This window comes from Jiangella sp. DSM 45060, from assembly GCF_900105175.1.
Lineage (GTDB): Bacteria > Actinomycetota > Actinomycetes > Jiangellales > Jiangellaceae > Jiangella.
Genome location: NZ_LT629771.1, coordinates 6,746,263 through 6,767,909 on the forward strand (window position 1 = coordinate 6,746,263; position 21,647 = coordinate 6,767,909).

A 21,647-nucleotide genomic window follows, 5' to 3' on the forward strand; every position below is an offset into this window, starting at 1 on the left:
TTTCATTGATTCCTAGCCTACCTCCGAGCAGGATGAGTACGTGACTGGACGGGGGGCGACCACGACGCCGCGCGGCCGGCCACGCGATGTCGATCGCGCGGGCCGGCGCGACGCGCTGCTCGAGACCGCCATGCGGCTGTTCCTCGCACACGGCTACGGCGGCACGACCATCGAGATGATCGCCGCCGAGGCGCGGGTGGCCAAGCGCACCGTCTACACCACCGTCGGCGACAAGGCCGACCTGTTCGTCGCCGTGGTGCGCCGCCTCGGCGACCGCGTCGTCAACACCGTCGCGCCCGACGCCGGCGACCAGGTGGGCGACCTCCACGCGTTCGGCGTGCGGCTGGTCCGGCTGATGCTCTCCGACGAGGCGATCGGGCTGCACCGGCTGGTCACCGGCGAGGCGGCGAAGTTCCCCGAGCTGGCCGCGCGGCACTACGCGAACGGGCCGCGCCGCTACATCGGGGTGCTGTCCGCGATGCTGGCGGCGCTGCCACCCGAGCGCATCGCCGTCCGTTCCGACGACCACGAGGAGCTGGCCGAGCAGCTGTTCACGCTGCTCATGGGCGAGCCACACCGCCGGCGCATGTTCGGCATGGACCCCGCGCCGTCCGCGGCGGCCGCCGCCGAGCACGTCACCCGCACGTTGAAACTCGTGCTGACCTCGTGATCCGATGTGTCTGAAGGCGCAAGAGATGTGCCTTCTGAGTGGGTTGCGAACCTTGTCGGAAGTCGATCGCTCCAGCTGAGCGCCCGTCGAGCCGGTCCGGCAGCTGGATGACTGTGCGATCACCTGTCAGTCACCGGTACGGTTGCCGTGGCGCATGGGGGATCGGAGGGGTGAGAGCTGGTGGGCCGGGCGCGGCTTGAGGTCGCACTGCTGGGTCCGGTCGAGGTGCACCGCGACGGGGTCACGATCCCGGTGCCACCCGGCCGGCCTACTGTCATCCTCGCAGCTCTCGCCGCACGTCCGGGCTCCGTCGTCCCCGTCGACGCCCTCGCCGGCTGGCTCTGGCCCGACGACGAGCCGGTGCACCCGCGGGCGGCCATCCAGACCCACGTCGCGCGGCTGCGAGCGGCCCTCGGCGACGGCTTCGTCCAGGCCGCCGGCGACGGCTACCGCCTCGACCTCCCGCCCGAGGCCGTCGACGTCAGCCGGTTCCGCGAGCTGGTCGCGGCCGGGCGCGACGCCGAGGCGGCCACCGAGCTGACGCTGCTGCGTGAGGCGCTGGCGCTCTGGCGCGGCGACCCGCTGGCCGGGCTCAACCCCGACGACCTCGAGAAGGCGACCGCGCCGCTGCTGGTCGAGGAGCTGCTGTCGGCGACGGAGCGGATGAACGAGCTGCGGCTGCGGCTCGACCGCACCGACGAGGAGTTCGTGCCGTCGCTGCGCCGCTTGGTCGCGGCGCACCCGTGGCGGGAACGGCTCTGGGCGCAGCTCATGCTGGCGCTCTACCGCCAGGGCCGGCAGGGCGACGCGCTCGCGGCGTACCACGAGGTCGTCACGGTGCTTCGGGACGAACTGGGCATCGATCCCGGTCCCGAGCTGACCGACCTGCACCGGCGCATCCTCGACACCGACCCGACGCTGCTGGCGGCGGCGCCCGGCACGGCGACCGGGTCCGGTCCCGCGGCGTCCGGTGCGACGGCGCCCGTGGTGCGCCCGCCGGTGCAGCTGCCCCGGTCGACGGCGCAGTTCGTCGGCCGCGAGCACGAGATCGACCTGCTCACGGCCGTGCTGTCGGAAAACCGGTCGTGGGCCCGGCTGGGACTGATCTCGGGGCCGGGCGGGTCGGGGAAGACCACGCTGGCCCTGCACGTCGGGCACGCGCTGCGCGAGGCGCACCCCGACGGCCAGCTGTTCGCGGAGCTGCGCGGGTCCACCGTTCCCGCCGACCCCGCCGAGGTGCTGGCTGAGTTCCTGCGCGCGCTGGCCACGCCCGAGGAGGAGATCCCGGCGACACTGGACGAGCGGGCCGCGCTGTTCCGCTCCGCCTGCGCGCACCGCCGGCTGCTGGTGGTGCTCGACGACGCCCGCGATGCCGCCCAGCTGACGCCGCTGCTGCCCGGCGCCGGCGGCTGCAGTGTGCTGGTGACCAGCCGGCCGCAGCTGAGCATGATCCCGGCCGACGTGCAGATCGACCTCGCGCTGTTCTCCGACGAGGACGCCTACGCGCTGCTCGAGTCGATGGTCGGCCCCACCCGGCTGGCCGCCGAGCCCGACGCGACGGCGCTTGTCGTCAGCGCCTGCAAGGGGTCGCCGCTGGCGCTGCGCATCGCCGGCGGGCGGCTGGTCACCCGGCCGGCGTGGCCGATCGACCACTTCGCCGAGCGGCTGCTGACCAGCCGGCTGGACGAGCTCGAGATGGGCGACCTCAGCGTGCGGTCCATGCTGACGGCGTCCGTGCAGGGCCTCGACCCCGCCGTCGCGTTCCGGTTCCGGCTGCTCGCGGCCGTGCCCGGTCCCACCGTCGACGTCGAGACCGCGGCCGCCACCTGGGACGTCGCCGCCGACGACGCCCGCGGCGTGCTCGAGCACCTGGTCGACGTCCGGCTGATCGACTCCGCCGCGCCCGACGAGTACCGCTGGCACGACCTCGTCGACGACCACCTGCGCGCCGTCGCCGACTCCCACCGCGTCATCGCGGCCCGCCGCCGCCTCGTCCGCTACTACCTGCGCTGCCTGCACAACCTGTGGCCGGTGCTGCGGCCGGGCAGCGACGGCGTCGAGCCCGGGCCGTGGTTCCCGCACGAGGTGGCGGGTCGCTCGTTCGCCGACCGCGCCGAGATCCACGCCTGGCTGCACCCGCACACCGCGCTGATGACGTCGCTGGGCCTGGCCGGCCTGCACGCCGACCAGCAGGACGTCGTCGACGAGTCGGCCGCGCTGCTGCTGGCGCTGGCCCGGGCGCGGTACGAGTGCTGCCGCGAGGCGCACACCGAGGACCTCTCGCGGGCCGTGCTGGACGTCCCGGCCAAGCTCGGCGACCCGGTGCTGACGGCGCGCGCCTGGCACGCGCTGGCGCTGTCGCTCGGCGCGCAGAGCCGCCGGCAGGAGGCGCTGGAGGCCGGCGCCCGCGGTCTGGCCGTCCGCCGAGAGCTCGGCGACCGGTACGGCGAAGTGATCATGCTGCACAACATGGCCGTCTGGCACGAGCTCGACGGCCGCTACGACGAGGCGGCCGAGCTGTTCGAGCGGTGCGCCGAGGCCGACGACGTCCTGTCCCCGGAGGTCCGGCGGCGCTGCCGGCGTAACCTCGCCCACGTGCAGATCAGCCGGGGCCGCTTCGACGACGCCCGGCGCCACCTCGAGCTGACCGGCGCCGACCTCGGCGACGAGCCCGGCGTCGAGCTGTTCGACCAGCTGGTGGCGCTCGCGCATCTCGCGCTCGAGACCGGCGCCGCCGACGACGCCGTGGCCGGCTTCCAGCGCGCCGTCACGGTCGCCGTCGAGCTGGGCTCGGTGCCGCTGCAGGCCACCGGCCTGGTCAAGGAGGCCAACGCGCTGCGCCGGGCCGGGGGCGACGGCGCCGGACCGGCCGCCCGGGCGGCGGCGCTGGCCCGCGAGGGCCACCTCACCGACGTCGAGGCCGAGGCGCTGACCGAGCTGGGCCACAGCCGGGCCGGCGCCGGCGACGCCGAGGTCGCCCAGACCCACTGGGCCGCGGCGCTGCGGATCTTCGAGTCGCTCGGCTCGCCGCGCGCCAAGGAGCTGCGCGACCTGGTGGCGGAGCGGCCGTGACCCACACCCGTGACCTCGAGGCCGGGCCGCACGGCGGACCGGGCGAGGTCGCGGAACCCGGAGCCCTGGACATCCGGCTGCTCGGCGCGGTCGAGGTGCGCCGCGACGGCCAGCCGGTGCCGGTGCCGTCCGGGCGGCCGGCGGTGGTGCTCGCCGCGCTGGCGCTGCGTCCTGGCGGGGTCGTCTCGCACGGCACGCTGGCCCGGCTGCTCTGGCCCGACGCGCAGCCCGAGCATCCGCGGGCCGCGCTGCAGACGCATGTCACCCGGGTGCGGGCGGTGCTCGGCCGCACCGCGGTCGAGTCCACCGGCGACGGCTACCGCCTCGAGCTGGCGCGCGACGTCGTCGACGTGACGCGGCTGCGTGGCCTGTCCGCGGCGGCCCGCGCCCTCGACGACCTCCCCGGGCGGCTGGCGCTGCTGGACCAGGCGCTGCTGCTGTGGCGGGGCAACCCGCTGGCCGGACTCTGGCCCGACGTCCTGACCCGCCAGACGGCGCCGTCGCTGCTGGACGAGGTGCTGTCGGTGGCCGAGCGGGCGCACGAGCTCCGGCTGGCGCTGCATGGTCCCGACGACGGCGTGATCCGCGAGCTGCGGGCACTGGTGACGGCGTACCCGGAGCGCGAGCGCGCCGCCGGCCAGCTGATGATCGCGTTGTACCGCGAGGGCCGTCAGGGCGACGCGCTCGGCGTCTTCCACGGCACCGTCCAGGCGCTGCGTGCCGCCGGACGCCGTCCCGGCCCGGAGCTGGCCGCGCTGCACGCCCGGTTGCTGACCGGCGACGACCTCGCCGCACCCGACGACGCCCGCGGCCCCGCCACGGCGCCATCCGCGCCGTCCGCGCCGTCCGCCGCGCCGGCGCCGGCGCCCGTCGCCGTGCCCGCCGGACCGGGCACCCGGCCCGCCCAGCTGCCGTCCCGGCCGCCGTCCTTCGTGGGCCGCGCCGCGGAGGTCGCCACGCTCACCGCCGCCCTGTGCGACGACGCCGCGCCCGTGGGCCGGTGCCGGACGGTGGTCGTGTCCGGCCCCGGCGGCACCGGCAAGACGACACTGGCGCTGCGCGTGGCGCACGAGGTGCTCGACCGCTACCCCGACGGCCAGCTCTTCGCCGACCTCCGCACCAGCAGCGACGCCGCCGCCCTCGGCACCGACGCGCTGGCCGGGTTGCTGCGTGCGCTCGGCGTCGGCGGACCGGACCTGCCGCCGTGCCCGCAGGAGCGCGCGGAGCTGTTCCGGCGCCTGTGCACCGGCCGCCGGCTGCTGGTGCTCATGGACGACGCCGACCCCGACACCGTCGGCTCGCTGCTGCCGGCGGAGTCGGGGTGCGCCGTCATCGTCACCAGCCGGCGCCGGATCCCGGACCTCCCCGCCGACGCGCGGGCCGACCTCGGCATGTTCTCCGAGCCGGAGGCGCGCGAGCTGCTGGCGTCCGTCGTCGGCGCGGACCGCCTGGCCGCCGAGCCCGGCGCCACGACCGCCGTCCTGGACCGGTGCGCGGGGTCGCCGCTGGCCGTCCGCATCGCGGCGGGGCGGCTGGCCACCCGGCCCGCGTGGCCGATCGAGCACTTCGCCGGGCGGCTGAGCGACGGCGACCGCCTCGGCGAGCTGCGGGCCGGCGGGCTGGCCGTCCGCGCGATGCTCGACGCCACCTACGTCAGCCTGCAGCCCGTTCAGGCGCAGCGGTACCGGCTGCTCGCGGCGCTGACCGGCGCCGGCATCGAGGCCGAGACCGCCGCCGTCGTCTGGGAGGTCGACGTCGACGAGGCGCGGCGGCTCCTGGAGCGGCTGGCCGACATCCGGCTGCTCGAACCCGCACCCGGCGGCGGCTACGGCTGGCACGACCTCGTCGACGACCACATCCGCGCCGTGGCCGACCCGGTCGCGGCCGAGGCCGCCCGGCATCGGCTGCTCGGGTACCTGCTGCTGACCCTGCGCAACGCGCGGCTGCGGCTGCGTCCCTCCGACAGCGTCCCCGGCGTGCCGGAGCCGCCGGGCGACTGCCCGCCCGGACGTCAGTTCGCCGACCGGTGCGAGATCCACGCCTGGCTGCATCCACGCCGCACCCAGCTGGTCGCGCTGGCCCGGGCCGAGCTGGCCGCCGGCGAGTACCCGGCGGTCGACCACGCCGCCGGGCTGCTGGTCCTGCTCGACGCGGTCGCGCGCGAGTGCTGCGACAGCGGCGACGACGAGGAGGCGGCGCGGACGGTGCTCGCCGCGGCCACGCCGCCGTCGCACCCCGGCATCACCGCCGCCGCGTGGACGAACCTCACGCTGACCCTGGCGGCGCAGCACCGGCTGGACGAGGCGGTCGCGGCGGCCGACCACGCCGTCCGGCTCCGCCGCGAGCTGGGCGACCGGTACGGCGAGCTGATCATGTTCGAGAACCAGGCCTGCATCCACGTCGAGGCGGGCCGCTACCAGGACGCCGTCGACGTCATCGCCGCCTGCGTGGCCGACCGCGAGTTCCTGTCGGCCCAGGTCCGGGCCCGCTGCCTGCGCACCCGCGCCCGGGCGTACGCCGGACTCGGCCGGTGCGCCGACGCCCATGCCGACCTCGCCGCCGCCGACTCCGTCGAGACGCCCGCTCCGGTGTCGTACGACGCGCACTACGCCGCGGCCGTGACGACGGCGGTGCACCGGGCCGCCGGCGACCGCGACGCGGCGCTGCGCTCGTGCCGTCAGGCGGTCGACATCGCCGTCGCGCTCGGCTCGACGTGGATGCGGGCACTGTCGCTCCTGGACACCGCGCGGACGCTGCGCCACTTCGGCGCCGACGGGCACCAGGCCGCCGCCGACGCCGTCGCGGTCGCCGTCGAGAACCGGCACGTACGGCTGGCCGCGGAGGCCCGGGCGGAACTGACGCTGGCCGGCGCCGGGCGCTGATCCCGGGCTTGTCCGGATTTGCTCCGACAAAAGGCGTCTCGTTGTTTCTCGGGAGAATTGTTCCGCGAATTCATTGTGACCAGTTGGCGATGGTGCTGTCACACCGAGGCGGTCTTGTGTACCGTGATCTCGCCCGGGTTTCCGCACGTCAGACGCCAGATTCCGACTGAATGGGCGATTCCGGGCAACGCCATGTCAAGTGGAGTATTTGGAGAATTTGTGAGCGCAATGCTGCCGCGTCGGCGAGGCGCGGCACGGTTCGCCGGGGTGCTCGTGGCCTCGGCCGTGGTGGGTGGTGGCGTCTTCGCCTCCAGCACCGTGGCCCAGGCCGACGAACAGATCCCGGTGACCGTCCCGACCTTCGCCGCCGACGACTTCATCGAGCTGGCGGCGCAGCTGCCGGCCACTTTGCGAGAGGCGATCGAGCGCGACCTCGGCGTCGCTCCCGAGCAGTACCTGGCCAACGCCGAGCGGGCCCGCGCCGCGTCCGACGCGGCCACCGTGCTGCGCGACCGCGGCGTCGACGTTCTCGGCGCCTCGATCGACGGCCAGACCGTCACCATCAATGTCGGCAGCGACTCCGACGCCGCTGCCGTCGAGGCCACCGGCGCCCAGGTCGTCGTCGGCCCGCTGGACGCTCTGAACACCGAGCGTGAGGTCCAGCCGGCCCGCGACCACAAGGGCGGCTACGGCTACGCGTACCAGATCAGCGAGCCCGACGAGACCGGCGCGTTCGACCTCAGCCGCTGCTCCGTCGGGTTCAGCGGCTACGACCCCGACGGCAACTCGCGGTACCTCACCGCGGGTCACTGCGGCGTCGACGAAGCCACCGGCGAGCAGTTCACCTACCCGGTGCACCACATCGAGCTCGACGGCCCGATCTGGGCCACCGAGGAATGGGCGGCGGAGTTCCCCGGCCCCGACCTCGGCGAGTTCGTGCCGGGCTCGTTCCACTACGGCGACGAGCACGACGGTGGTCTGGTCGACATCACCAACCCCGACTGGACCGCGGTCCCGCAGGTCGCGGGCTGGGGCGGCGGCTCGGGCGCGCCCGACGACGCCTCCGTCACGATCCGTGGCCCGATCGACGCCGTCGCCGGCGCCCAGGCCTGCAAGTCCGGCGCCACCTCGGGCTGGACCTGCGGCGAGGTGCTGGTCCCGGTGCAGAGCACGCCGGTCGGTGAGCAGAACGTCACCGGCTTCATCTTCAACGCCTGCATGCTGGGCGGCGACAGCGGCGGCTCGATCGTCGTCGGCAACTACGCTCTGGGTGTCAACTCCGGTTCGACCCACGACGGTCGCACCGACTGCGACAGCTGGAACCCGGCGCAGGAGCCCAACAGCGACGGCGACTTCAGCATCGGCTACTCGCTGGCCACCGGCCAGTACAACGCGCTGACGCTGCTGGGTAGCGACTGGGAGCTGGCGGTCGCCGTCGCGACCCCGGTCGTCACCTCGCCCGAGGACGGCGCCGAGACCGGCCCGCGGCCGGCCTTCACCGGCACCGTCGAGGGCGCCCGCTCGACCCACAAGGTCAGCGTGGTCGTCGACGGCGAGACCACCTACGAGGGTCGCGTCAACGACGACGGCACGTTCTCCGTCGCCGTCACCGACGACCTCGCGCCGGGTGAGCACACCTACGAGGTCACCGCCTCGTATGGCAACTTCTCCCAGTCCGAGACCGTCGAGGGCACCTTCACCTCCACCGAGGTGCAGGCCGAGGCGCTCACGGTCGCGTCGCCCACCGACGGCCAGACCACCGGCAACGCCCGGCCGAGCTTCACCGGCACCGGCCAGCCCGGCGCCACGGTCACCCTGACCGTCGGCGACCAGAGCTACGGCGAGGCCACCGTCGGCGACGACGGCGCCTGGACCATCGAGCCGTCGGCGGACCTGCCGGTCGGCGAGCGGTTCGACGCCACTGTCACGCAGTCCTTCGAGGGCGACACCCAGTCCGTCACGGTGGCCGGCCTCGGCATCTCCGTGCCGGCGGTCACCATCGCCGAGCCGGAGGACGGCGCCACCGTCACCGGCGACGTCACGTTCAACGGCACCGTGTACCCGGGTGCCGAGCTGACGCTGGCCATCGAGGGCACCGTCACCCAGTCGTCCGAACGGGTCCAGACCGCCGCCGACGAGTGGGCCGGCGAGCTCGAGATCGGCGAGGACGGCGCCTGGACGTTCACCCCCGACGAGGCGCTGGAGAACGGCGAGTACACGCTCACCGCCTCCGCGGCCGTCGAGGGCGGCGACCCCGAGCTCACCGCGTCCGAGACCTCGGTCTCCTTCACCGTCGCAGCCGGCGACGACGAGGGCGACGAGGACGGCGACGAGCTCCCCGACACCGGTTCGTCCAACGTCTGGATGATCGTGGTCGGCGTCGCGCTGCTCGCCCTGGGCGGCGCCGCGATCGCGATCCGCGCCCGGCGCAACGGCAGCACCGCCTGACGTCAGGCAGCACCACGGCCCCGGCCCCCGCAACCCGCGGGGACCGGGGCCGTTTCCGTGCTGACCAGCAGTGAATGCGCGATGAAAGCGATCTGAAAGCGGGGCTGCCTAGTGTTTGAGCCAGCGCAGGACACGAGGTAGTCCTCCACCGCCTCGCATCCCGCGCTCGCCCACGGGCGCTTCCACGGGGGAGCTGTCCCGGATATAGACCGGCCCCGCAGGTCCGTGCCCGGCCTGCGGGGCCGCCCTATGTCCGCGGGCGGGCGGGCGCCGTTCGCCTGGCCCGCCGCCTCGGCGCCGTCACTCCGCGCGCTTGGCCAGCTTCTTGGCCTGCTTCAGCGGCATGTCCTTGGTCTCCTCCGGCAGCCGCCACACGTCGATGCCGCCCATGAGGTTGTAGGCGAGGATCTTGATCCGCGGCGCCCCCGCCCGCGCCGGTCGCCGGCTGCCGCGCTCGCCCGTCCCGCCCATCAGCGAGAACCCGCCGACCTCGACGTCGATGGTGTCGGGCACGTAGACGTCCATGCCGCCCATGACCGAGATGGCGACGATCGTCGTGTCGTCGGAGTCGAGCTCGGCGTGGCGCAGGTCGATGTCGTGGCCGCCCATGACGGCGACCGCGGTGATGCGCTCGGCCGCCCGCCACCGGCCGCGCTTCTCCGTCCCGCCCATGAACGCGACGATCCACTTGGTCGCGGAGCGGCGCTGGCCGGAGTCGGAGCGCACGACCGGCCCCGGGCTCGACGCCGGCGCCAGCCCGCCCGGCCCCGGCAGGTCCGCCGTCAGCCGGGCGAGGTCGTCCCTGGTGACCGACCGGTAGGCCAGCCCGATGCGCTCCTCGAGCTCGGCCAGCGTGAGCCGGCCCGTCGTGGCGTGCTCCGACAGCGCCTGGACGACCTGCTCGCGCTCGTCGTCGGAGGCGCGGACGCCGGGCAGGACGTGCGGCTCCTGCGGCTTGTCGGTCGGTTCGGGCTGGGTCGTCATACCGGCCAGGCTAGTGCCGCGAGCGAGCGCCGTCGTCCACCGCTCAGTTGACCCGGGTGCCGCCGGACCCGCGCCGTCAGACCCGCGCCGACGGGCAGCGCGCGATCAGCGCCTCCACCACCGCGACGTCGGCCGGCAGCCACGGCACCGCCGCCCACTCGCCGGGACCGAGCCAGCGCAGTTCGTCGTGGTCCTCCAGCGGCGCCGGCACGCCGTCGGCGACGACCGCGAGCCACAGCCGCATCGTCAGCCCCGGCCCCAGCGCCCACCGTCCGTCCAGCGGCCCGGTGATCTCGGCGCCGACCTCGACGGCGACGCCGAGCTCCTCGCGCAGCTCGCGGTGCAACGCGTCCAGCGGCCGCTCGCCCGCCTCGACCTTGCCGCCCGGGAACTCCCAGCCGCCGGCCAGCTCCGGCGGCTCGCTGCGCCGCGCCGTCAGCAGCCGCGTCGGCAGCGTGAGGTCGTCGACGATGGCCGCCGCGACGACGAGCCGCTCCTGCTGTTCGCTCATGCGAGACATCTTCGCCGACGGTGCGGCCGCGGAACTTCTTCGGATGGCGTGTTCACCGGTATGACCTCGACGCTCTCGTTCCATGACCGTCCTTGTTCATACCGGGTTCCTTGATCGATGTTTGAGACGCGTGGTTCCTGGACAAAACTGGCCGATGGCTACGGAATGTCGGTTCTCAGCGAAATGACCGGGATCCGGTGCGTGCGGCCGGCCCGGATGGAAAGGATCTGCCCCCGTGAGCTCGAACCTGCCGCGATACAGCCAACGGCGCGTCCGGGACGTGCCTCTGCTGGCCCGGGTCGGTGTGCTGCTGCTCGTCGGCTCCCTGGCGATCGCCGGGATCATCCTGGCGATCACGGACGGCCCGCCGGTGCTGCACGCGCGCGCCGAGGGCGGGGCGCGGGTCGACGACTTCACGACGGGCGAGACGCCGACGCCCGACACCGGCACCACGCCGTCCGACAGCCCCACCGAGCCCGGCGAGACCCCGTCGCCGTCCGGATCCGAGACGCCGTCCCCGGACGAGTCCGACGACGGGTCGGGCGGCTCGGGCGACGACTCGAACGGTCAGGAGGCCGAGGACTCCGACGACCACCTCGTCGCGACGACGCCGCCGCGCGAGCCCGACACGCCACGCCCGTCCGAGCCGACCGACGAGCCGTCGGACGAGCCGTCGGACGAGCCGTCCGAGGAGCCCTCGACCGAGCCGTCGGACGAGCCGACCGATGAGCCGCCCAGCAACGACCCCACGATCCAGCCGCCGGACCAGCCGACCGAGGAGCCGACGCCGCACTACCCCGAGCTGCCGCTGCTGGACCTGTCCAAGTCCGAGGCGCAGCTGCTGGACTCCGCCGAGCAGGCGCGCGCCGACGCCGGCTGCCCGGAGCTGCGGATCGACCCCCGGCTCACCACGGCCGCCCGCGAGCACAGCTCCGACATGCGCGACCGGTTCTACTACTCGCACGTCAACCCGGACGGGCAGACGCCGGAGGACCGCGCCGCCGCCGAGGGCTACACCGCGCCCGTGGGCGAGAACCTGTCGCGCGGGCTGCGCAACGCCGAGCAGGTCGTGCGCGACTGGGACGGTGAGGAACGCGACCGGCTGCTCGACTGCTCGTACACGTCCGTCGGCCTCGGGGTGGAGCGCGGGCTGCTCAACTCGTGGTGGACGCTCATGCTCGGCACCGACTGACGGTTCGCCGATATTCGTTCGCCCGCGCGCCCGGCCGGCGCCTACGGTGTGCACCGTGAGCACCGACCACCTCGAACCGCTCGCCGTCCGGGCCGCGGCACCGGCCGAGCTGCCCGAGCTGCCCGCCGATGCCGGCCTGACGTGGCGGCCGCTGACGCCCGGCGACATCCCGGCCTGGTTCGCGCTGTGCGAGGTCGTCGACGACCACGACGACGCGAACGAGCGGGTGGCGAAGTCCGAGCTGGCCGACCGGTTCAAGGGCGCCTGGCACGATCCCGCCCGCGACAGCGTCGCCGGCTTCGACTCCGACGGGAACGTCCGCGCCTATGCGTGGTCGGTGTACCGGCCGGTCACCGAGGGCACGCAGGCGCCGGTGCTGTTCGGCGCGGTGCACCCCGATTACCGGCGTCGCGGCCTCGGGCGGGCGTTGCTCGCGTGGTCCGAGGCGCGCGGGCGGCAGCAACTGGCCGCGGCCACGGTGAACCTGCCGGCCCGCATCCGGGTATACCTCGACGAGGCGCACACCGAGGCGCGCCGGCTGGCCGAGGCGGCCGGTTTCACGCCCATCCGCTGGTACGTCGACATGCGCCGCGATCTCGGCGTCGACCTGCCGGCCGGTCACGTGCCCGACGGCCTGCGTATCGAGCCGTACTCCCGCGACCGCGACGAGGACGTCCGCGTCACGCACAACGAGTCGTTCGCCCGCGACCACTGGGGCTCCAGCCCGTTCGACGCCGAGTCCTGGGCGGTCCATGTCGTCGGCGGCGAGAAGTTCCGGCCCGACTGGAGCTTCATCGCCGTCGAGGAGGCCACCGGCCGCGTCGTCGGCTACCTCATGTCCGGGGCGTACGACCAGGACTGGGAGCCGCAGGGGTTCACCGAAGGCTGGACCGACCTCGTCTCCGTCCGGCGCGAGTGGAGGGGCCGCGGGGTGGCCGGTGCGCTGCTCACGGCCGCCATGCGGGCCTACGCCGCCGGTGGCATGCAGTACGCCGGCCTCGACGTCGACACCGACAACCCGAGCGGTGCCCTCGGCACCTACACCCGTCTCGGCTACGAGCGCCGGCAGGGCAGCGTCCTGTTGACGAAGGAGATCTGAGCCGGCCTGCTTCGGTGCCCTGCTTCCGGGCCCTGCTTCCGGCCGCTATTTGCCCGCCGGAACTGCGAGCGACTGTCAGTTGACCGATATCGGCGCTACCATCGGCGCTGATGACCGAGACGACGATGCGCCCGCTGGGCCTGCGCGAGCGCAAGAAGCTCAAGGCGATGCGCCACATCCAGGACGTCGCGCTGGACCTGTTCGACCGCGACGGCTACGCGCACGTCACGATCGAACGCATCGCCGCCGTCGCCGAGGTGTCGCCGAGCTCGATCTACCGGTACTTCGGCACCAAAGAGATGATCATCCTCTGGGACGAGTACGACCCGATCATGCTCAGCGCGTTCGACGACAAACTGGGCGCCAAGGACCCGATCACGGCGCTCCGCGAGGTGCTCACCGAGGTCGTCACCGCGGCGATGTTCGATCAGGACGAGCGGACCATCCGGCGTCGCATGACGTACATCATGGAAGAGCCCGCGGTCCGCGCCGGCATGAACCGGCAGGCCGACGAGATGGCGCTCGAGCTGCGCAACACCATGGCCCGGCACACCGGCCGCGACCCCGAAGGCCTCGAACTGCGCGTCGTCACCGCCGCGTTGATCTCCGCGTTCCTCGAGGCGATCGCCTACTGGCACGCCACCGGATTCCGCGATTCCCTGCACACCATCGTCAACGGCGCCCTCGACGTCATCTCCCGAGGCCTCCTCGTCGAATAGCCCGTCCGACGCCGCCGCCTGCCGACCCGACCCGCTCGCCCTCCGCGCCCACCGCCCAGCCCACGCCACGACCCACCTCGCCGCCGTCCCGCCGCCTCGCCCCGTACCGCCGCGCTGCCGCTCCCCCGTACGGCCACGGTGCTGCCGCCTCGGCCCGTCCCGCGGCGGCGCCGTCCCCGCGACCCCCGGGCTCGCGTCCCCCGTCGGAGCGCGGCCAGCCGCGGTGCCGCCGCCTCGCCTCGTCCCGCCTCGCCTCGTCCCGCCCCGGCGCCGTCCCCGCGACCCCCGGGCTCGCGCGCTCGCGTCCCCCGGCCGGAGCGCGGCCGGCCGGCCGCGGTGCCCTCGTCAGCGGGCCAGCCGGGCCCGTTCGAGGAACGTCAGCACGGCGGCGTTGAACGCGGCCGGCTGTTCCATCGCCAGCGTGTGCCCGGTCCCCGGGACGACGGCGCTGGCGGCGAACTGCGCCTCGGCCTCGATGCGTCCGGCGACCGTGTGGATGTCGGACGAGTCGAGGTCGCCGACCAGCACCAGCAGCGGCGTCGTCAGCTCGCTGAGCCGTTCGAGCGCGCCGAGCTCCCGCAGCGCCCCCGTCCCCGCCGCGTGCGCGTCGATGACGTCGCGGGCCATCTTCCGGCACCGTTCCCGCAGCTCCGCGTCCACCGCGTCGGGCGTCCGCTGCGGGCCGTCGACCCAGGCGCGGAGGAAGTACTCCACGTACCCGTCGACGTCGCGGGCCTGCGCGGCCTCGGCCTGCTGCTGCATGAGCGCGAGGATGGCCGGGTCGGTGAACTGCATGCCGCTCACGCCAGGGCTGGCCAGCACCATCATCTCGACGGTGCTCGGGTACGCCAGCGCGAAGTCGATCGCCGTCCGCGCCCCGTACGACAGCCCGACCAGCGAGGCCCGGTTCACGTCCAGCCGTGCCAGCAGTTCGTGGAGGTCCTCGTACGCCGCGAAGTCGGACTTCGGCGTGGTCGACTGGCCGTGTCCGCGGGCGTCGTAGCGGATGACCCGGTAGCCGGCGCGGACGAACGGCCCGACCTGGCCGTCCCACATCCGGTGGTCGAGTGATCCGCTGTGCAGCAGGACCAGCGGGTGTCCTGCGCCCCGCTCGTCGAAGAACAGCTCGCCGTCGCGGACCGGGACTCGGCCACTGGTCATTGCACGCATCTCCCGTTCGGTCGTCGGTGGCAAGGCGACCTGACGCAAGGTATGACACCACACGACGACCTCGGTAGCGTCGTCCATCTCGTGGGCACCTCGGCTGCGGCCGGGCTTGCAGGACAACTGTGTCGGACCGAGCGGCGATGATGGGCCGGAATGCTCGGTTCGGGTGATCTTTTTCGGATTGACGAGAGGTGGTCGGTGTTCTCGCACGACGGCGCCCGGCGGCGCCCGGTGACGGCCGACGCCCAGGCCGACTGGCTGCTCACCATCGCCGCCGACGGTCTGCGCCGCGGTCCCGACGCCGTGGCGGCCGGCGTCGAGGCGGTGTCGGCGGCCGCGCCCGCCCGCCTCGTCGACGTCGCTCTCGTCCAGGTTCTCCGTGCCCAGGTCGACCGGCTCTGGGCCTCCGGCTGGCTCCCCGTCGACCTCTACGAAGTCACCCGGCGGCAGGCCACGAGCCTCGTCCTGCCCGTCGTCGTCGACGCCATGGCCGACGCCGCCGCGCAGTATCCCGTCGCGACGACGCATCAGCGGTGGCTGACGCAGTTGGCCTCGGTCGGCGCCGAGTTGTCGTGGGACCCTGGCGTGCCGTACCCGGCCAGCTGGCCCGACCGTCACGGCAGCTCGCGGCCGGAGCTCGTCGCGGCGGCACTGGAGTGGGTCGGGCTGGCGCTTCGGCTGCCGGCGCTGCAGGTCATCCTCCCGCCGCCCGGCCGGGCCACCGCTGCCGCTCCCGCGGCCGGCCACTCGGCCCGCGACGGCGCCGCATCCTCGTCTGGCGGGCCGGGTGACTGGTCCGCCGGTGGTGGCGACGCGCCCTGTTCGGCCCGCGCTGACGGCGACACCGGTGGGCCGGGCTCCGGCAGCGCCGGCCGGTCGACCGGTGCGGCCAGCGGTGCCGCCGGACGAGGCGGTGGCGGCGCGGGCGTGGGCGGCCGGTCGGGTTCCGGACATGGCGGGTCGTCCGGTTCCGACGACGCGGGCAGCGGGTCGGGTTCCGGGCATGGCGACTCGTCCGGTCCCGGCGGCGCAGGCGATGCGGCCGGCGGCGGCCATGGCGGGTCGTCCGGTCCCGGCGGCGTGGGCGGTGGGTCGGGTTCCGGCCACGGCGGGTCGACTGGTCCCGGCGGCGCGGGCGTGGGCGGCCGGTCGGGTTCCGGACATGGCGGGTCGTCCGGTTCCGACGACGCGGGCAGCGGGTCGGGTTCCGGGCATGGCGACTCGTCCGGTCCCGGCGGCGCAGGCGATGCGGCCGGCGGCGGCCATGGCGGGTCGTCCGGTCCCGGCGGCGTGGGCGGTGGGTCGGGTTCCGGCCACGGCGGGTCGACTGGTCCCGGCGGCGCGGGCGTGGGCGGCCGGTCGGGTTCCGGACATGGCGGGTCGTCCGGTCCCGGCGGCGCGGGCAGCGGGTCGGGTTCCGGGCATGGCGACTCGACTGGTCCCGGCGGCGCAGGCGACCGAACGGCCAGGCGTCGGCGTCCATCGCCGGAGAAGGTGCTGGGCCGGGTGCGTGCTCTGCTGGCCAAGGCCGAGTCGACGCCGTATCCGGAGGAGGCCGAGGCGTTGTCGGCGAAGGCGCAGGAGCTGATGAGCCGGTACGCCATCGAGGAGGCGCTCGCCGACGCCGTCACGCCGGAGCGCCGCACGGCGGTCGCGTCGGCGCGCCGGATCTGGCTGGACGCGCCGTACCTCGGACCGAAGACGCTGCTCGTGGCGGAGGTCGGCTCGGCGAATCACTGCCGTACGGTCTCCAGCGAGAAGCTCGGCTTCGTCACCGTCCTCGGCACCGGCCTCGACCTCGACGTCGTGGAGGTGCTGTCGACGTCGCTGCTGGTCCAGGCCGCCCGCGCCATGCTGGCGACCGGCTCCCAGTACACCCACCTCGGCACGTCGCGCACCCGGTCGTTCCGGCACTCGTTCCTGCTGTCGTACGCGACGCGCATCGGCGAGCGGCTCCGCGACACCGCCGCCCAGACTGCCGCGGCCGCCAGCACCGACCTCGTCCCCGTCTTCGCCGACCGCACCCGCGCCGTGGACACGCTCTTCGAGTCGCTGTTCAGCACCGCTACCGTCCGCCGCTCGTTCTCAGCAGGCAACGCGGCCGGCTGGGGCGCCGGGCGCAGCGCCGCCGACCGCGCCGTGCTGACCACGGAGCGGCGTGCGGTGCGTCGTCGCGGGCAGACCTGAGCTACCGGTCGCGGCCGTTCACGGCCCGCGCGCGAGCCCACAGGTGCCCCATCGGTCGGCGGCCGGCGCGGCAGTAAGGGGTCGGTGGCGACGGCGGCAAGGTGTCGCCGACAGCAGGAGGGGGCGGAGGCAGGGACGGCGGCAGGGGGTCGGCGGCGGGCGTCTGTTGGCCCACCCGCGTGCGGCCGCAGGCCGGGCCGTGGCTGACTCCTTGACCGTCGCCCACCCCGGGCCCGGGCGCGCCGCCTCGGTATAGGCATCACCCCGCTTCCGCGGCGTCGGCGAGTTCGATGCGGGCGACGAGCCAGGTGCCGGCGCTGGCGCGGTAGCTGAGGCCGACGGCCAGGATCATGCCGGTGTCGTAGGTCAGCGTGCCCTGGGCATGGCCAGAGGCGGGAGCGCCCACGTCGACGCGGACGAGGGTGCCGGTGGGGATGGCCTCGATCGGCACGTCGCGATACTCGGCGGCCTGCTCAGGCGTGAGCCACGACGCCAGCGACGCGAACCACGCCTCATGTCCGACGCCGGTGCGGGTGAACGCGAGCCCGAAGCCACGCGCCACCTCGGACCAACCCGGCGGCGGTCCATCGTCGCTCGCCGCCGGCTTGTCGCCCGGGGGTGCGTCGCCGCCCAGTGGCGTGTCGCCGTCGGGTGCCGCGTCGTTCGTGTTTGGCGACGCGTCGCTGGGGTTCGCGGGTGCGTCGCCGTCATGCGGCGGCGCGTCATCGTCGTCGACCGGTGACGGCGATGCGTGGTCGTCGGGGACGTCGTCGGTGCCGCCCGGTCCGGCGACCAGGCTGGGAGTGTCGCCGTCGCCCAGCGAGCCGCCGATTCTGCTGCCGGTGCCGGGTGGCAGGATGGCTTCAGAGGACGGGCCGGAGGTGAGGATCGCGCCGATGATCACCACGCCCGCCACCGCGACCGCCGCCACCAGCAGCCAGAGCGTGCGCTCGAGCCGCCGCTGTCGCTGCGCCGGATCGCGGAACGAGGCCAGCGTGGTCCAGCCGCCGTCGTCCGGTGCGGTCGCCGGGTCGGGCGGCAAGACCCTCCGCGGCGGCCGCACCGGCGCACTGGGGCGAGGCGCGCCGATGTCAGGAGTGTCGGCCCCGGCCATGTCCGCTCACCCCAATCTGTCGACGCGCCTCACCTTCTATGGGTGCTTTCGTGAGGCCGAATGTGACAGCGGTGGTGAAATTTCAGTGATCGATTTTCGGCGGACGCGGTGTCAGTCCAGGCCAACGGCGTCGGCGAGCGCGTCCATCTCCTGGGCGAGGACGGTGGCCGGCCGCAGGCCCATGCCGTTGAACAGGCCGACGGCCTCGATGCTGACGACGCCGTGCAGCCGCACCCACGCCGTCACCACGCCCGCGAGCGCGACGTCCGGTGCTGCCGTCGAGGTCGGGCCGAGGCCGTCGCGGACCCAGTCGGCTACAGCGGGCACGTCGGCGATCCACGCCGCCAGCTCGGCGCGCAACGCGTCGGCTCGCGGCCACGAGTCGCCGGCGGCCAGGATCTCCAGCAGCGGAGCGAGCACCGCCCGCGCCTTGTCGACGGTGTCGGACGGCGCCTCGTAGCGCGGCACGGGGGTGCCGGCCAGCAGCAGATAGCGGTGTGGCTGCGCGACCGCCCAGTCGCGGTAGGCGCGCGCGACGGCGTGCAGTCGGGCCCGGGCGGGCGACCCGGCCGACGTCGACGCTGCGGCGCCGAGCGCGTCGGCGAGTGAGGCGTAGCTGTCGGTGATCAGCTCGGTCAGCAGGTCGTCGCGCCCGGCGAAGTACTTGTAGAGCGCTGGTCCGGAGACGCCGATCTCCTTGGCCACCCCGGTCAGCGTCAGCGCGGCGGCGCCGTCGCGGGCGATCTGCCCGAGCGCGACCTGCTTGATCTCGTCGCGGACCTGCTCGCGGTAGCGCTTACGGCGCTCGACGACCTCGACCACGTGTCCTCCTCGCTGTTGATAGACATCCTAACCTGAGTTACAGTCTCTAACTATCGGTTACAGAGTCTAACCAAGGAGAAGTCATGACAGCGGAACTGCACGTCGTGCTGGGCACCGGCCCGGCCGGGACGACGCTCGCCGAGGATCTGCTGCGCCGCGGCCGTACCGTCCGGACCGTCGATCGCCGTGGCACCACTCGTCTGGACGGGGTCCAGCCGCACGCCGCCGACGTCCGCGATCCCCGGGCCGCCGCATCGGCCGTCGCCGGAGCCGCCGTCGTCTACCACTGCGTGAACGTGCCGTACGAGCAGCAGGTCGAGGTGATGCCGCGCATCCAGGAGTCGGTCCTGGTCGCGGCCGAAGCGGCCGGCGCGCGGCTCGTCGTCACCGACACGCTGTATCCGTACGGTCCGACCGGCGGCGAGGCGATGACGGAGGAGACGCCGTGGCGGGCGGTCGCGGTGAAGGGCCGGATGCGCGCCGACCTCGACGGTCGCTACCTCGACGCGCATCAGAGCGGGCGGGTCCGGGTGACGCTCGGCCGGGCCGCCGACTTCTTCGGCCCGCGGGTGTTCAACTCCAGCCTGGGCGCGGCGGTCTTCCCGGCCGCGTTGACCGGCGAGACCGCGCTGGCCATGGGCGACATCGACCTGCCGCACAGCTACAGCTACATCCGCGACGTCGCGGCCGGGCTGGCGCTGCTCGGCGAGCGGCCCGACGCGGCCGGCCGGGTCTGGCACCTGCCGACGGCTCCGGCGGTGTCGACGCGACGGGTGCACGAGCTGATCGCCGAGCTCACCGGCCGGCCGCTCTCTGTCGACGTCCTGAGCGAGCCCGGGCCATGGGGTCCGTTCGACGACGTGTTCATGGCCGAGTACGCCGAGTTGTTCTATCAGTACCTCGAGCCGCAGGTCATGGACTCGTCGGCCTTCGAGCGGACGTTCGGGGTGCGGCCGACGCCGCTCGCCGACGCTCTGGCCGAGACCGTCGCCTGGTACAGGACGACCCTGCGCGCGCCCGCCGGCTGACGCCGTCGACGCTGTCGGACCCGGGCGGCAGAATCGGACCCATGGTGACGATCGACGACGTGCGGCGGCACGCGCTGTCGCTGCCCCGCACCACCGAGGGGCTGGTCCGCGACAGCGTGAAGTTCCGCATCAGGAGCATCGTGTACGCGGCGATCTCGCCCGACGAGACGATCATGGGCTTCGGCTATCCCAGGGACGAGCGGGACGATCTGGTCGCGTCCGATCCGTCGAAGTTCCTCCCTCCGTTGAAGTCGGACGAGCGGTTTCAATGGGTGCGTGTGCGGCTGGCCGCCATCGACGAGGACGAGATACGCGAGCTGGTCACCGACGCCTGGCGCATGTGCGTCCCGAAGAAGGTCGCCGCCGCCTACGACGAGTTCGGCACCGAGACCCCGCCGGTCTGATCCAGTCCGGTGACGATCTCGACGCTGGCCTCGCCGGTCGCCTCCAGCGTCGTGATGCCGACCAGCGGCAGGATGGCCGCCGGTTCGGTCGCGTCTGTGCGCACCACGATCGTGCTGCCGTCGAGCGTGACGGTGCCGCTGATGCCCGCGGCCGCGAGGTGCTCCCGGGCCGCGGCGACCGCCCGCGCACGGTCAAGACCGGGCGAACCGAACAGCGTCGAACCGTCGATCTCCTGGCCGGCCGCCCTGGCCGCCTCGGCGGCGACGGCATCGGCCCGCTGCTGGGCGGTCAGCTGGCGTCGCCCGTCGTAGACGAGTCCGGCGACCGCGAGCAGCGCGATGGTCACGACGGCGAAGACCAGCGTGAAGCTGCCGGTCTGGTTGTCAAGGCGGCGCACGGGCTCACCTCTCTCGGTAGGTGTCGACGGGGCTGACGGCGGTCGCCGTGAGCGTGATGGCGGGGACGTGCAGCGGTAGATCCGCGACCCGCAGCGGGCAACGGACGGTGACGGTGACGCGGCCGCGCCGGCCGGGCGGCGCGCGCAAGCCGGCCACGTCGACGTCGATCTCGGTGTGCAGGCACGTGAGCCCCTGATCGGCGAGTGCCGCGCGCGCGACCTCGGTGGCGGCGTCGAGCCCGGCCGAAGTAGTGCGCTGCAGCGAAGCCGCGCGGGCCGCCTCGGCGGCGGCCTGGTCGACGACGCCGTCGGCGATCGCATACCGGCCCGCCAACGCGATCAGGGCGATGAGGAGCAGCAGGCCGGGCGCGAGGATGGCCAGTTCGAGCGTGGCCGAGCCGCGGTCGGGTCGGCCTGCTTGGCTGAGCCGCGGCCAGCGGGGCGCGCGGTCGTTGGGTCGGCCCGCACGGCTGCGCCTCGGCCAGTGGGGCGGGCGGCGCCCAGGCTGACCTGCGGGGCTGCGTCCGGGCCCAGGTCCGGGCCGGCGGTGCGCGCCGTGGCTGGGTGGGATCATGGGGCGCTCCAACGGCGGATGGGTGCGGTGGCCGACTGGCTGACGTCGACGCGCCAGCCGGGGATGAGGGTGGTCGAGGAGCCGGTGACCGTGACGGTCACGGTGTCGGCGTCGGTGGTCTCGCGGATGTCGCCGACCCGCATGACGGAGCCGTCGGTGGTCGCGGCGAGGAAGGCCGCTGCCCGCGCCGCACCGCCGCTGCCGTCGTGCAGGCTGGCCACCCGGACGCCTTCGCGCGCCGCCGACAGCGCGACGTTGCGGGCATGGAACCAGAGGCCGGCATGCACGATGCCGAAGATCAGCAGGAACACCGCCGGCCAGAGGACGACCGTCTCGAGTGTGGTCGAGCCGCGTTCGGAGGGACGGGTCATGGCGA

18 protein-coding genes are annotated in these 21,647 nt (G+C 74.2%); 10 read left to right on the forward strand and 8 right to left on the reverse strand.

Features of this window, described 5'->3' with window-relative positions:
• The first annotated feature begins 40 nt into the window (after positions 1-40).
• From BLU82_RS30455 to BLU82_RS30470, 4 genes are all read left to right on the forward strand, one after another.
• The gene (locus tag BLU82_RS30455; protein WP_197682575.1) at positions 41-670 is read left to right on the forward strand and encodes a TetR/AcrR family transcriptional regulator; all 630 of its coding nucleotides are present in this window, start codon (positions 41-43) and stop codon (positions 668-670) included.
• Between the two features lie 180 nt (positions 671-850).
• Positions 851-3,742, forward strand: coding sequence for an AfsR/SARP family transcriptional regulator (locus BLU82_RS30460; RefSeq protein ID WP_092624600.1), 2,892 nt, complete (start codon positions 851-853; stop codon positions 3,740-3,742).
• The gene (locus tag BLU82_RS30465; RefSeq protein ID WP_092624601.1) at positions 3,739-6,624 is read left to right on the forward strand and encodes a BTAD domain-containing putative transcriptional regulator; all 2,886 of its coding nucleotides are present in this window, start codon (positions 3,739-3,741) and stop codon (positions 6,622-6,624) included. Before BLU82_RS30460 ends, BLU82_RS30465 begins: the two co-directional genes overlap by 4 nt.
• A gap of 267 nt (positions 6,625-6,891) precedes the next feature.
• Positions 6,892-9,072, forward strand: a complete 2,181-nt coding sequence (locus BLU82_RS30470; protein WP_157741358.1) for an Ig-like domain-containing protein — start codon at positions 6,892-6,894, stop codon at positions 9,070-9,072.
• A 300-nt stretch (positions 9,073-9,372) separates the two neighbouring features.
• On the opposite strand, the gene BLU82_RS30475 is transcribed toward BLU82_RS30470, so the two are convergent.
• A complete protein-coding gene (locus BLU82_RS30475; protein WP_092624603.1) occupies positions 9,373-10,056 on the reverse strand; it encodes a DUF1707 domain-containing protein in 684 nt (227 codons plus the stop codon).
• Between the two features lie 76 nt (positions 10,057-10,132).
• Positions 10,133-10,567 (reverse strand): (deoxy)nucleoside triphosphate pyrophosphohydrolase, encoded by a 435-nt coding sequence (locus BLU82_RS30480; protein ID WP_197682576.1) that lies wholly within the window; start codon positions 10,565-10,567, stop codon positions 10,133-10,135.
• Positions 10,568-10,802: 235 nt separating this feature from the next.
• Here BLU82_RS30480 and BLU82_RS30485 point away from each other — a divergent pair, with 235 nt between their 5' ends.
• The 3 genes from BLU82_RS30485 (at position 10,803) to BLU82_RS30495 (ending at position 13,577) form a co-directional block, all read left to right on the forward strand.
• A complete protein-coding gene (locus tag BLU82_RS30485) occupies positions 10,803-11,759 on the forward strand; it encodes a CAP domain-containing protein (protein ID WP_092624605.1) in 957 nt (318 codons plus the stop codon).
• A 55-nt stretch (positions 11,760-11,814) separates the two neighbouring features.
• On the forward strand, positions 11,815-12,858 hold the full coding sequence (locus tag BLU82_RS30490) for a GNAT family N-acetyltransferase (RefSeq protein ID WP_092626545.1): 1,044 nt from the start codon (positions 11,815-11,817) through the stop codon (positions 12,856-12,858).
• 110 nt (positions 12,859-12,968) lie between these two features.
• Positions 12,969-13,577 carry a TetR/AcrR family transcriptional regulator gene (locus BLU82_RS30495; protein ID WP_092624606.1) on the forward strand — a complete coding sequence of 203 codons (609 nt, stop codon included), beginning with the start codon at positions 12,969-12,971 and terminating at the stop codon, positions 13,575-13,577.
• A gap of 345 nt (positions 13,578-13,922) precedes the next feature.
• Here the strand turns inward: BLU82_RS30495 and BLU82_RS34520 are convergent, their stop codons facing one another.
• Positions 13,923-14,738: an alpha/beta fold hydrolase gene (locus BLU82_RS34520; RefSeq protein ID WP_157741360.1), complete on the reverse strand. Its 816-nt coding sequence runs from the start codon at positions 14,736-14,738 to the stop codon at positions 13,923-13,925.
• Positions 14,739-14,942: 204 nt separating this feature from the next.
• On the opposite strand from BLU82_RS34520, the gene BLU82_RS30505 reads away from it, so the two are divergent.
• Complete coding sequence (locus BLU82_RS30505; protein WP_197682577.1) at positions 14,943-16,931, forward strand: DUF2786 domain-containing protein; 1,989 nt, start codon at positions 14,943-14,945, stop codon at positions 16,929-16,931.
• Positions 16,932-17,190: 259 nt separating this feature from the next.
• Here BLU82_RS30505 and BLU82_RS30510 read toward each other — a convergent pair whose 3' ends face one another.
• Together BLU82_RS30510 and BLU82_RS30515 are read right to left on the reverse strand one after the other, a co-directional pair.
• Positions 17,191-17,973 carry a hypothetical protein gene (locus tag BLU82_RS30510; protein WP_092624607.1) on the reverse strand — a complete coding sequence of 261 codons (783 nt, stop codon included), beginning with the start codon at positions 17,971-17,973 and terminating at the stop codon, positions 17,191-17,193.
• Positions 17,974-18,156: 183 nt separating this feature from the next.
• Positions 18,157-18,867: a TetR/AcrR family transcriptional regulator gene (locus BLU82_RS30515; RefSeq protein WP_092624608.1), complete on the reverse strand. Its 711-nt coding sequence runs from the start codon at positions 18,865-18,867 to the stop codon at positions 18,157-18,159.
• 83 nt (positions 18,868-18,950) lie between these two features.
• Between BLU82_RS30515 and BLU82_RS30520 the strand changes: the two genes are divergently transcribed.
• Together BLU82_RS30520 and BLU82_RS30525 are read left to right on the forward strand one after the other, a co-directional pair.
• Positions 18,951-19,895 (forward strand): NAD-dependent epimerase/dehydratase family protein, encoded by a 945-nt coding sequence (locus BLU82_RS30520; RefSeq protein ID WP_092624609.1) that lies wholly within the window; start codon positions 18,951-18,953, stop codon positions 19,893-19,895.
• Between the two features lie 41 nt (positions 19,896-19,936).
• Positions 19,937-20,299 (forward strand): MmcQ/YjbR family DNA-binding protein, encoded by a 363-nt coding sequence (locus tag BLU82_RS30525; protein WP_092624610.1) that lies wholly within the window; start codon positions 19,937-19,939, stop codon positions 20,297-20,299.
• Here the strand turns inward: BLU82_RS30525 and BLU82_RS30530 are convergent.
• Genes BLU82_RS30530 through BLU82_RS30540 form a run of 3 tightly spaced genes read right to left on the reverse strand, consistent with a single transcriptional unit; the run spans position 20,263 to position 21,642 of the window.
• On the reverse strand, positions 20,263-20,697 hold the full coding sequence (locus tag BLU82_RS30530) for a pilus assembly protein TadG-related protein (protein WP_157741361.1): 435 nt from the start codon (positions 20,695-20,697) through the stop codon (positions 20,263-20,265). The two genes, BLU82_RS30525 and BLU82_RS30530, sit on opposite strands and share 37 nt — an antisense overlap.
• Before the next feature lie 4 nt (positions 20,698-20,701).
• Complete coding sequence (locus tag BLU82_RS30535; RefSeq protein WP_092624611.1) at positions 20,702-21,271, reverse strand: TadE/TadG family type IV pilus assembly protein; 570 nt, start codon at positions 21,269-21,271, stop codon at positions 20,702-20,704.
• On the reverse strand, positions 21,268-21,642 hold the full coding sequence (locus BLU82_RS30540; RefSeq protein ID WP_157741362.1) for a TadE family protein: 375 nt from the start codon (positions 21,640-21,642) through the stop codon (positions 21,268-21,270). The genes BLU82_RS30535 and BLU82_RS30540 overlap by 4 nt, the downstream gene beginning before the upstream one ends.
• Positions 21,643-21,647: the final 5 nt, after the last annotated feature.